11 protein-coding genes are annotated in these 9,632 nt (G+C 71.4%); 8 read left to right on the forward strand and 3 right to left on the reverse strand.

The genetic code is table 11. The features are described from left to right. Positions 1 to 1,012: serine/threonine-protein kinase (locus tag QR77_RS23410; RefSeq protein ID WP_150130578.1), on the reverse strand; the 1,012-nt coding region annotated here is incomplete at its 3' end. A gap of 125 nt (positions 1,013 to 1,137) precedes the next feature. Between QR77_RS23410 and QR77_RS23415 the strand changes: the two genes are divergently transcribed. The 7 genes from QR77_RS23415 to proC all read left to right on the forward strand — a co-directional run bounded on the left by QR77_RS23415 (position 1,138) and on the right by proC (position 6,503). Next, on the forward strand, positions 1,138 to 1,488 hold the full coding sequence (locus tag QR77_RS23415) for a hypothetical protein (protein WP_040024100.1): 351 nt from the start codon (positions 1,138 to 1,140) through the stop codon (positions 1,486 to 1,488). Positions 1,489 to 1,604: 116 nt separating this feature from the next. Then, positions 1,605 to 2,141, forward strand: a complete 537-nt coding sequence (locus QR77_RS23420; RefSeq protein ID WP_040024101.1) for a hypothetical protein — start codon at positions 1,605 to 1,607, stop codon at positions 2,139 to 2,141. Between the two features lie 142 nt (positions 2,142 to 2,283). After that, positions 2,284 to 3,054 (forward strand): class I SAM-dependent methyltransferase, encoded by a 771-nt coding sequence (locus QR77_RS23425; protein WP_040024102.1) that lies wholly within the window; start codon positions 2,284 to 2,286, stop codon positions 3,052 to 3,054. Between the two features lie 61 nt (positions 3,055 to 3,115). After that, a complete protein-coding gene (sigJ, locus tag QR77_RS23430; RefSeq protein ID WP_040024103.1) occupies positions 3,116 to 3,997 on the forward strand; it encodes an RNA polymerase sigma factor SigJ in 882 nt (293 codons plus the stop codon). 85 nt (positions 3,998 to 4,082) lie between these two features. Then, positions 4,083 to 4,850 (forward strand): ABC transporter ATP-binding protein, encoded by a 768-nt coding sequence (locus QR77_RS23435; RefSeq protein ID WP_040024104.1) that lies wholly within the window; start codon positions 4,083 to 4,085, stop codon positions 4,848 to 4,850. Beyond that, positions 4,847 to 5,584 (forward strand): ABC transporter permease, encoded by a 738-nt coding sequence (locus QR77_RS23440; protein WP_040024105.1) that lies wholly within the window; start codon positions 4,847 to 4,849, stop codon positions 5,582 to 5,584. Before QR77_RS23435 ends, QR77_RS23440 begins: the two co-directional genes overlap by 4 nt. A gap of 109 nt (positions 5,585 to 5,693) precedes the next feature. Then, positions 5,694 to 6,503 carry a pyrroline-5-carboxylate reductase gene (proC, locus tag QR77_RS23445; RefSeq protein ID WP_040024106.1) on the forward strand — a complete coding sequence of 270 codons (810 nt, stop codon included), beginning with the start codon at positions 5,694 to 5,696 and terminating at the stop codon, positions 6,501 to 6,503. A gap of 37 nt (positions 6,504 to 6,540) precedes the next feature. On the opposite strand, the gene QR77_RS23450 is transcribed toward proC, so the two are convergent. Then, the gene (locus tag QR77_RS23450) at positions 6,541 to 7,131 is read right to left on the reverse strand and encodes a cysteine hydrolase family protein (protein ID WP_040024107.1); all 591 of its coding nucleotides are present in this window, start codon (positions 7,129 to 7,131) and stop codon (positions 6,541 to 6,543) included. Between the two features lie 93 nt (positions 7,132 to 7,224). Between QR77_RS23450 and QR77_RS23455 the strand changes: the two genes are divergently transcribed. Continuing rightward, positions 7,225 to 8,226: a helix-turn-helix domain-containing protein gene (locus tag QR77_RS23455; protein ID WP_040024108.1), complete on the forward strand. Its 1,002-nt coding sequence runs from the start codon at positions 7,225 to 7,227 to the stop codon at positions 8,224 to 8,226. On the opposite strand, the gene trpS is transcribed toward QR77_RS23455, so the two are convergent. Then, positions 8,193 to 9,191 carry a tryptophan--tRNA ligase gene (gene trpS, locus QR77_RS23460; protein ID WP_040024109.1) on the reverse strand — a complete coding sequence of 333 codons (999 nt, stop codon included), beginning with the start codon at positions 9,189 to 9,191 and terminating at the stop codon, positions 8,193 to 8,195. The genes QR77_RS23455 and trpS overlap by 34 nt on opposite strands. Positions 9,192 to 9,632 lie beyond the last annotated feature (441 nt).

The raw sequence follows: 9,632 nt of genomic DNA on the forward strand, positions 1-9,632 counted from the left end.
CCAGCGCCGCCAGCACCACGAAGGCGGCGACCAGGCCGCCCTTGCGGCGCCGGGACAGCCCTCGCAGCCGCAGGCCCCGTATGCCAAGTGCCCGCAGCGAAGGGGCCGTCCACGGCTGGACGGTGGCCTCGGGGCCGTCGTCCCTGCTCGGCCCGCGCTGCGCCGGTACGAAGGCCTCGGCGCGGCGCGCGGCCGGCCGCAGCATGGCCATCAGGTCGTCGGGGGTCGGCCGGTCGGCGGGGTCCTTCGCGAGACAGTGCTCGATCAGTGGGATCAGGCCCTCGGGGACCCCCGCCAAGTCGGGCTCGTTGTGCACCACCTGGTACGCGACCACATAGGGACTGTCGGAGTCGAAGGGCCCCCGGCCCGTCGCCGCGTGGACCAGTACGGCGCCCATCGCGAACACATCGGCGGCGGGCCCGACTTCGCGCGGGCGCTGGAACTGCTCGGGCGCCATGAAGGGCGGCGTGCCGATCAACTTGCCCGTCTCGGTGCGCAGATCGCTGTCCGTCGGACGGGAGATGCCGAAGTCGATGACCTTGGGGCCGTCGGCGGCGAGCAGGACGTTGCTCGGTTTGAGATCGCGGTGCACCACACCGGCCCGGTGGATGTCCCGCAGCCCTTCGGCCAGTCCGGCGCCGAGCATGACCAACTCGTCGGAGTTCAGGGGGCCGCTGCGCTTGACCCGTTCGGACAGCGTGTCACCTTCGATGAACAAGGTGGCCATCCAGGGCCGTTCGGCCTCCGGGTCCGCGTCGACGACCGGCGCGGTGAAGGCGCCGCTCACCTTGCGGGCGGCGGCGACCTCCTGCCGGAAGCGCGCCCTGAACTCGGTGTCGGACGCGTAGTCGGCATGGATGACCTTGACCGCGAGACGCAAACCCGAGTCGGAGGTGGCGAGATGGACCACGCCCATACCGCCCGTACCCAGACATGATTCAAGCGCGTAGCGTCCCGCGTACTCCGGACGCTCCGCTTCCGGGACCGACCCGGTATGGCGCTGTTGTGGCATCGCCCGCCCCGTGTATTCGTGCACAAGCGCGACGCACCGACCCTAGTCGATGATGCGTGCGATCCAGCCATGGCTTGCTAGCCTGCGCGGCGCAAGAGCGCACACCTTCTATGGGGGGAGACACCATGGCAATCGAAGAAGCGAACACGGCGACGGACGCGGGGGCGGACGCGGGCGTGGGCGCGGCGGAGGGCGACGTCGCGACGCTCGCCGCCGACGGGCTGGCGTCGAAGCACTACCCGATCGCCCCCGGCTACCGGGTGAACGTACGCATCGGCCCCGGCACGCAGTTCGGCGTCAGCAGGGTCCTTCCCGCCGGGACCAGCGTGCCCATCAACTGCCAGACGCCGGGGACCAACGTCAACGGGCCGTACGGCACATCGAACATCTGGGACAACATCGCGAACGGCGAGTTCATCGCCGACGCGTATGTCCACACCGGCAGTGACGGCTATATCGCTGTGCGCTGTGGCTGAGACGTTCCGTACTCCGTCCGGGGATAATCGGTCTGGTGAGCGCACAGTCTGAACATCCGGAACAAGCCGAACAAGCCGAACAAGCCGAACAAGCCGAACAAGCCGTACAGCCAGCGGTGGCCGTCCCCGCTCCTCCCGCCATCGGAGCGCGGAGCGGGCGCGGCGGCCCGGAGCCCGAGGCCCTGCGCTTCTTCGGTACGACCTGGGTCGACCACGGCCGCGGCTACGCGCTCCGGCGCGTCGTCGCGACCGTCGGCTCCCTCGCCACCGCCTTCGCCGCCTGCCTGATCCTGCGCTTCGCCTACGACGGCGTGGCGATCGCGGACGTGGGCGCCTTCGTCGGCTACCTCCTCGTGATCGTCTTCGCCGTGTGCAGCGCCATCGCCTTCCGCAAGACCTGGGACGGCTTCTCGCGCCGCCCGGCCGACCCGGCCCGCGAGGAGTCCCTGCGCACCCTGAAGACGATCGGCTTCATCGGCTCGCTGATCGCGTACTTCCTGCGCTCCTTCACGGAGGCGCCGGGGGAGAGGCTGCGCCGTACGGAGTACGAGACCGCGCTCGTCGCGTACGAGCGCCGGCGCACGGCACGCGCGGGCAACCCGGCCGGGCGCGGTGGCGGCGGGGGCAAAGGCAAGAAGGCGAAGCGCAAGTAGCCCCTGCGGCGCGGGCAGTCCTGGCGGCGCGGACAGCCCCTGCGGCGCGGTCAGTCCCGGCGGCCCCGGCAACTCCGGCAGTCCCGACCGCCCCGGCAGGCCCCGGTAGGCGAAGAGGGGAGCCGGAGAGAGGATCGGTCCCATGACCGGACCCAAGATCCATCGCGCCCTGTCCTTCGATGCTGTCGCCGCCCAGTACGACGCCGCGCGCCCCGGCTATCCGCCCATCCTCTTCGACGCCGTCGAGGAGATCACCGGCCGATCCCTCGACGCCTCCCGCGTCTTCGACATCGGAGCCGGCACCGGTATCGCCACCCGCCTCCTGCGCGAGCGCGGCGCCCGGGTCACCGCCGTCGAGCCGGGCCCCGTCATGGCGGCCCACCTGCACCGCTCACTGCCGGACGTCCCCGTCGTACGCGGGCTCGGCGACGCGCTGCCCCTCGCCGACGGCTGCGCCGACCTCCTCACGTACGCCCAGTCCTGGCACTGGACGGATCCGGCGTTCTCCGTCCCCGAGGCCCTGCGTGTCCTGCGGCCCGGCGGCGCCCTCGCCCTCTGGTGGAACGTCTTCGACCCCGATGTCCCCTGGATCGCGGACCAGGACGCGCGGCTGCGCGAGCGGTTGGACGCCGGAGCGCACGGCGCTCCCGGTCGCGGGCCCGTCCTGCCGGACGATCAGGACAGCCCGTACCGGCTCGACTTCACCGAACGCCGCCTGCACTGGACCCGAAGCGTCTCCCTCCACACCCACCTCGCCAACCTCGCCAGCCACTCGGCTTTCCGGGTGGTCGGCGACGAGGCCACGGCCGCCTTCCTCGCCGACGAGCGCGAGGAGGTGCGGAAGGTCTTTCCCGACGGGGCGGTCGAGGAGGAGTACGCCGTCGACCTCGCTGTCACAGTCAAGCCGTCCTGACTGTCCTATCAACAAGTCAAAAGCGAGTCGAGACGCAGGCGAGAGCGGGAGGGGCCGACCCATGGCCGGACTGGCGGCATTCGAACAGCAGCGGACCCGGCTGTGGGGCATCGCGTACCGCATCACCGGATCGGTCGCCGACGCCGACGACGCCGTACAGGAGACCTGGCTGCGCTGGCAGCGGGTGCCCGACGCCAGGGCGGAGGACCCGGCGGCGTATCTGACCACCGTGGTCAGCCGCCTCTGCTACGACCAGCTCACCTCGGCCCGCGCGCGCCGCGAGGCGTACGTCGGCCCCTGGCTCCCCGAGCCCGTCGTCACCGACAGCGGGCCCGAGGACCGGGCGACCCTCGACGAGTCGGTCGGCATGGCCATGCTCACCGTGCTGGAGCGGCTGACTCCCGCCGAGCGGACCGCGTTCATCCTGCACGACGTCTTCGCCGTGCCGTTTCCGGAGATCGCCGAGGTGGTGGGCCGTACGCCCGACTCCGTACGGCAGTTGGCGTCCCGCGCCAGACGGCGGGTGCGCGCGGAGGCGCCGCGCCGGTCCGTCGACAGGACCGAGCACCGGCGGGCCGTCGACGCCTTCCTCGCCGCGGTCATGGAAGGCGACTTCGACGGGCTGCTGCACGTGCTCGACCCCGAGGTGGTGTGGCGTTCGGACGGCGGCGGTGTGGCGACGGCCGCACGGCTGCCGATCGTCGGCCCCGAGAAGGTCGCCCGCTTCGCCGGGCGGATCACCCAGGGGGTCGACCGGGAGACCGTGCAGGTGTCCGTACGGGAGGTGAACGGCGCGCCCGGCGTGGTCGTCGTCGACCCCGCGAACCGGCGCGTCATCGTCTTCGCCTTCAGCGTGTACGGCGGCCGGGTCACCGAGATCGGCGCCGTACTCAACCCGGAGAAGCTGCGCCACCTCTGGCCGGCGGAGGACCGGCGGTCCTGACCGCCGTTCCCGACCGCCGGTCCTGAACGCCGCTTCTGACCGCCGGTCTTGACGGAGACAAAGCCCCGCGCGCATTATTCATCACATGATGAATTACCCGGAGGGCGCCGTCCGCGCCCGCGGCCTCACCGTCGTACGAGGCGACCGCACCGTCCTGCGCGGCCTCGACTTCGCCCTGCCACCCGGCCGGATCACCGGCCTCCTCGGCCCCTCGGGCTGCGGCAAATCGACCCTGCTGCGCTCCGTCGTCGGCACCCAGGCCCGGACCACCGGCACCCTCGACGTCCTCGGCCGGCCCGCCGGCCACCCCGCACTCCGCGCCCGGATCGGCTACGTCACCCAGGCGCCCTCCGTCTACGCCGACCTGACGGTCCGGCAGAACCTCGACTACTTCGCCGCCGTCCTCCGACCGGGCCGCCTCCACCGCGACGCCCGGGCCGAATCGGTCGCCGGAGCCATCGCCGACGTCGACCTCACCTCCCACGCGGACTCCCTCGCCGGCCGGCTCTCCGGCGGCCAGCGCAGCAGGGTCTCCCTCGCCGTCGCCCTCCTCGGCACGCCCGAACTGCTCGTGCTCGACGAACCCACCGTCGGCCTCGACCCCGTCCTGCGCCGCGACCTCTGGCACCTCTTCCACCGCATAGCCGCCGAACGCGCCGCGACGATCCTCGTCTCCTCCCATGTGATGGACGAGGCGGAACGCTGCCACCGGCTCCTCCTCATGCGCGACGGCGAGATCCTCGCCGACGACACCCCGGACGCCCTGCGCACCCGTACCGGCTCGGCGACCGTCGAAGAAGCCTTCCTCCACCTGGTCGACGCCGCCGCGGCGGCCGAGAAGAGCCCACGATGACCGCAGCCCGCACCCTCGCCACCGCCGCCCGCGTCCTGCGCCAGCTCCGCCACGACCCCCGGTCCATCGCGCTGATGGTCCTCGTCCCGTGCGTGATGCTCGTACTCCTGCGGTACGTCTTCGACGGGGCGCCGCGCACCTTCGACTCCATCGGCGCCTCACTGCTCGGCATCTTCCCGCTGATCACGATGTTCCTGGTCACCTCGATCGCCACCCTGCGCGAACGCACCTCGGGCACCCTGGAGCGGCTGCTCGCCATGCCGCTGGGCAAGGCCGACCTGATCGGCGGCTACGCCCTGGCGTTCGGCCTGCTCGCCGTCGTGCAGTCCGCCCTCGCCACCGGCCTCGCCGTGGGGGTCCTCGGACTCGACGTCGTCGGGTCGGTCTGGCTGCTCCTGCTGGTCGCGCTGCTCGACGCCGTCCTCGGCACCGCGCTCGGCCTCTTCGTCTCGGCCTTCGCCGCGTCCGAGTTCCAGGCGGTGCAGTTCATGCCCGCCGTGATCTTCCCGCAGCTCCTGCTCTGCGGCCTCTTCGCGCCGCGCCCCACCATGCAGCCCGTCCTGGAGGCGATCTCCGACGTCCTGCCCATGTCGTACGCGGTCGACGGCATGAACGAGGTCCTGCGCCACGCCGACCTCACCGGGAACTTCATCCGCGACGCGGTGATCGTCGCGGGCTGCGCCGTGCTCGTACTCGCCCTCGGCGCCGCGACGCTGCGCCGCCGTACCGCGTAAGTACGACCACGCATACCGCCCCTCGGACAGCGCGACCCGGCCCGCCTCCCCGGTGCGAGGATGGACGGAGGACGACCACAGCACCACCCACCGGCGAGGTGACCCCGTAATGACCCAGACAGTCGCAGTCCTCGGCACCGGCAAGATCGGCGAGGCCCTGCTCAGCGGCATGATCCGAGCGGGCTGGCGCCCCGAGGACCTGCTGGTCACCAGCCGCCGCCCGGAGCGCGAGGCGGAACTCACCAAGCGCTACGGCGTCGCCGCCGTCACCAACGCGGACGCCGCCAAGCGCGCCGACATCCTCATCCTCGCCGTCAAACCGCAGGACATGGGCACGCTCCTCGACGAGCTGAGCCCCCATGTCACCGCCGACCGCCTGGTCATCAGCGCCGCCGCCGGAATCACCACGGCCTTCATCGAGGAACGCCTCGCCGCAGGCACCCCTGTCGTACGCGTCATGCCCAACACCCCTGTCCTCGTCGACGAAGGCATGTCCGTCATCTCCGCCGGCAGCCACGCCGTCGCCGAGCACCTCAGCCACGCCGAGGAGATCTTCGGCGGAGTGGGCAAGACACTGCGCGTCCCCGAGGACCGACAGGACGCGGCCACCGCCCTCTCCGGCTCGGGACCCGCCTACTTCTACTTCCTCGTCGAGGCCATGACCGACGCCGGAATCCTGCTCGGCCTGCCGCGCGCCCAGGCGCACGACCTGATCGTCCAGTCCGCCATCGGCGCCGCCGTGATGCTGCGCGACAGCGGCGAGCACCCGGTGAAGCTCCGCGAGGCGGTGACCTCCCCGGCGGGCACCACCATCAGCGCCATCCGCGAGCTGGAGAAGCACGGAGTGCGGGCAGCGCTCATCGCGGCCCTGGAAGCGGCGCGCGACCGCAGCCGCGAACTCGCCTCCGGCAACGGCTGACGGACCCGGCCGGCCCGCAGCGGGGCCGGGCCCGGATCTAGGCGGCGGTGGCGGCAGCCACCAGCTCCCCGGTCGTCACGACCTTCGCGAACCCGCCGCCGTGCAGCGACACCGCCGTCGACCGCGCCAGCTCGTCCCCGGTCTGCTTCCAGCCGAAGGGCCCCTCCAGGTCGAACGTGTGCATCGCGTCGAGCGGGAAGAACACCTCGTACCCGAGGTTCCCGCCCATCCGCGCGGTGATCTCGTTGCACATGTTCGTCTGGATCCCGGCGACCACGAACTGCCCGATCCCGGCGCCCTTGAGCCACGCGTCAAGATCCGGCTCACCGTAGAACGCCGAGTTCACCGACTTCGTCACCCGCAGCTCGGGGCCCGAGCCCTTGCCGAGACGCTGCGCGACGAACTCCTTGAGGTCGTTCCCCACGTACCCCGTCCGCAGCGGCGACTGAGAGTCGGCCGGCGAGTTGTGCTGTACGAAGACGACAGGACGCCCGCTCGCCTGCCACGCGTCGATCAACGAAGCGATGTTCCCCTCCGCGTCAGGGTTGTTGCGCCGCCCCCAGAACTCGTCCTCGAACCCCTTCTGTACGTCGATGACCACCAGTGCCGCGTTCTCCGCCATGTCCATACCGTCGATCCTGGTCGCACCGCACTCCCGCTGCCAGTGGCAGGAATGCCGCTGACCGATGGTTTCGCGCCGACGCTCTGGCAGACTCGCCGTATGGCACTTCCGTACCTCGTGGCACTCGTCGCCTTTCCCGGGATCCGCGCGTTCGACGTCTCCGTCATCAACGAGGTCTGGGGCACCGACCGCACCTCCCGGGGCGTACCGCCCTTCGCGCTGCACCGCGCGGGGGCGACCCTTGCGCCCGTCGCCCTGTCCGGCGGGCTGACCCTCACCCCGGACCGGACGCTGGACCGGCTCGCCGACGCCGACCTCGTCGTCGTACCCGGCCTGGAGAGCCCGGACATCAAGGCGCCGGAACCGGTTCTCGCCGCCCTGCGCACGGCCCACGCCGCCGGAACGCCCGTCGCCGCGCTCTGCGCCGGAGCATTCGTACTCGCCCAGGGTGGCCTTCTCGACGGCCGCCGCGCCGTCACCCACTGGGACCTCGCCGAGGACCTGCGCACCCGCTACCCGGCCGTCACCGTCGAGGCCGACGCGCTGTTCGTACGGGACGGCACCATCTGGACCTCGGCGGGGACAGCGGCGGGTATCGACCTCTGCCTCCACCTCGTCCGTACCGCTCAGGGCGCCGAGGCGGCGGCGACGGTCGCGCGCTCCATGGTCACGGCCCCCTTCAGGACAGGGACGCAGGCCCAGTTCATCGAGCGCCCCACCCCCAGGGCCGACCGGGACGCCGATGCCCTCGCCTCCGTACGGGAACGAGCGCTGCGCCACCTCGGCGAGCCGCTCACCGTCTCCGACCTCGCGGGCTGGGCCGGTATGTCGTCCCGGTCCTTCTCCCGGCACTTCCGGGCCACCACCGGCACCACCCCGCTGACCTGGCTCATCACCCAGCGGGTGGCGGCGGCCCAGAAGCTGCTCGAACTGACCGACCTGCCCATGGCCGAGATCGCCGGCCGTACGGGCTTCGGCAGCGAGATCACCATGCGCCAGCACTTCGCGCGGCACCTCGCCACCAGCCCGAGCCGCTACCGGGCCGCCTTCGCCCGGGCCACCACCCCTCAGCCGGCCGGCACCAGCCCGACGGCCGCATAGGCGGCGTCGACCACCGGCCTGGCGATCCCTCTGGCGCGCTCGGCCCCTTCCCGCAGCACCGTGTCCATCGCTCCGGGGTCCGCCACCAGCGCCGCGTACCGCTCCCGCAGTGGGCGGAGCACCTCGATCACGGCGTCGGCGGTGTCCTTCTTCAGGGCGCCGTACGAGTCGTACGCCCCGGCGAGGACGGCCGGGTCCCCGTCGCGGCACGCGGCGAGGATCTCCAGCAGATTCGCGACTCCGGGCCTGGCCTCCCGGTCGTACGTGACCTCGCGCCCGCTGTCGGTGACGGCGCGCATGATTTTCTTCCGCACGACATCCACGTCGTCGAGCAGATACACGATCCCGGCACCGGCCTCATGGGATTTCCCCATTTTCGAGGTCGGGTCCTGGAGGTCCATGACGCGCGCGGCCACCGGGGGCGCCGTGGCCTTGGGAACGGTGAAGGTCTCCCCGTACCGCTGGTTGAAGCGGACGGCGAGATCCCTCGTCAGCTCGACATGCTGGGTCTGGTCCTCGCCGACGGGTACCTCGTCGGTGCGGTACGCCAGGATGTCCGCAGTCATCAGCACCGGATAGGACAGCAGCGAGAACCGCACGCTCTCGCCGGCCGCTCGGGCCCGGGCGCTCTTCTCCTTGTACTGGATCATGCGCCGCAGCTCGCCGTCGGTGGCTACGCACTCCAGGAGGTACGAGAGCCGTGCGTGCTCATCCACGTGGCTCTGGACGAACACCGTGCAGAGAGCCGGATCGAGACCGGCGGCCAGCATCAGCGCCGCGGTACGACGGCTCAGCGCGCGCACCCTGGCCGGGTCGTGCTCGATGGTCAGGGCGTGCAGGTCGACGACGCTGAACAGGGCGTCGGCCTGGTGCTGATCGACCTGGACCCACCGCCGCAGGGCCCCGAGGTAGTTGCCCAGCGTCAGGTTGCCGGTCGGTTTGATTCCGCTGAAGATCCGCGTCATGCCTGGTCGTCCCCTTGATCGGAGCCACCGCCCGCGGCGGCCGGACTCCCGGGGGAGAAACGCGAACGGCCGCCGAAGCGGCGGCCGTTGAGTGCATACGTGAGTGCCGGCCGCCGTCAGGCGGCCCACCACCGAAGGGTGCACGCATGCGTTGTCATGGGGGTGAGGCTAGCGGAGTTACCCCCGAGTTGACACGCCAAACACGGATCCGTAATGTACTCCGGGCTGTCCGACGTGAGCACCGGCTCAGGCCGGCCCCGGGCAGCCACTCCGCAGGACCTACGACAAGCCGCGCGATCAGCGATCGCATTGCTTGGTGTGCGTATTTGCGAAATGAGGAATCCGCGTTCGAAGGGACGCGGCCCCGATTAGCGTCGGGGCGGGTGATTCCGCTAATGTCTCACTCGTCGGAACGGCCGCAGGGCCGGGAAGACACCCCCC

The organism is Streptomyces sp. 150FB (assembly GCF_000818195.1).
Taxonomy (GTDB): Bacteria; Actinomycetota; Actinomycetes; order Streptomycetales; family Streptomycetaceae; genus Streptomyces.

What these genes read in the sequence shown, in the direction of transcription:
- QR77_RS23435 (WP_040024104.1), top strand. Translation starts at nt 4,083, where the DNA reads ATGATGAATTACCCGGAGGGCGCCGTCCGCGCCCGCGGCCTCACCGTC.
- QR77_RS23450 (WP_040024107.1), bottom strand. Translation starts at nt 7,131, where the DNA reads ATGGACATGGCGGAGAACGCGGCACTGGTGGTCATCGACGTACAGAAG.
- QR77_RS23425 (WP_040024102.1), top strand. Translation starts at nt 2,284, where the DNA reads ATGACCGGACCCAAGATCCATCGCGCCCTGTCCTTCGATGCTGTCGCC.
- trpS (WP_040024109.1), bottom strand. Translation starts at nt 9,191, where the DNA reads ATGACGCGGATCTTCAGCGGAATCAAACCGACCGGCAACCTGACGCTG.
- QR77_RS23455 (WP_040024108.1), top strand. Translation starts at nt 7,225, where the DNA reads ATGGCACTTCCGTACCTCGTGGCACTCGTCGCCTTTCCCGGGATCCGC.
- sigJ (WP_040024103.1), top strand. Translation starts at nt 3,116, where the DNA reads ATGGCCGGACTGGCGGCATTCGAACAGCAGCGGACCCGGCTGTGGGGC.
- proC (WP_040024106.1), top strand. Translation starts at nt 5,694, where the DNA reads ATGACCCAGACAGTCGCAGTCCTCGGCACCGGCAAGATCGGCGAGGCC.
- QR77_RS23440 (WP_040024105.1), top strand. Translation starts at nt 4,847, where the DNA reads ATGACCGCAGCCCGCACCCTCGCCACCGCCGCCCGCGTCCTGCGCCAG.
- QR77_RS23415 (WP_040024100.1), top strand. Translation starts at nt 1,138, where the DNA reads ATGGCAATCGAAGAAGCGAACACGGCGACGGACGCGGGGGCGGACGCG.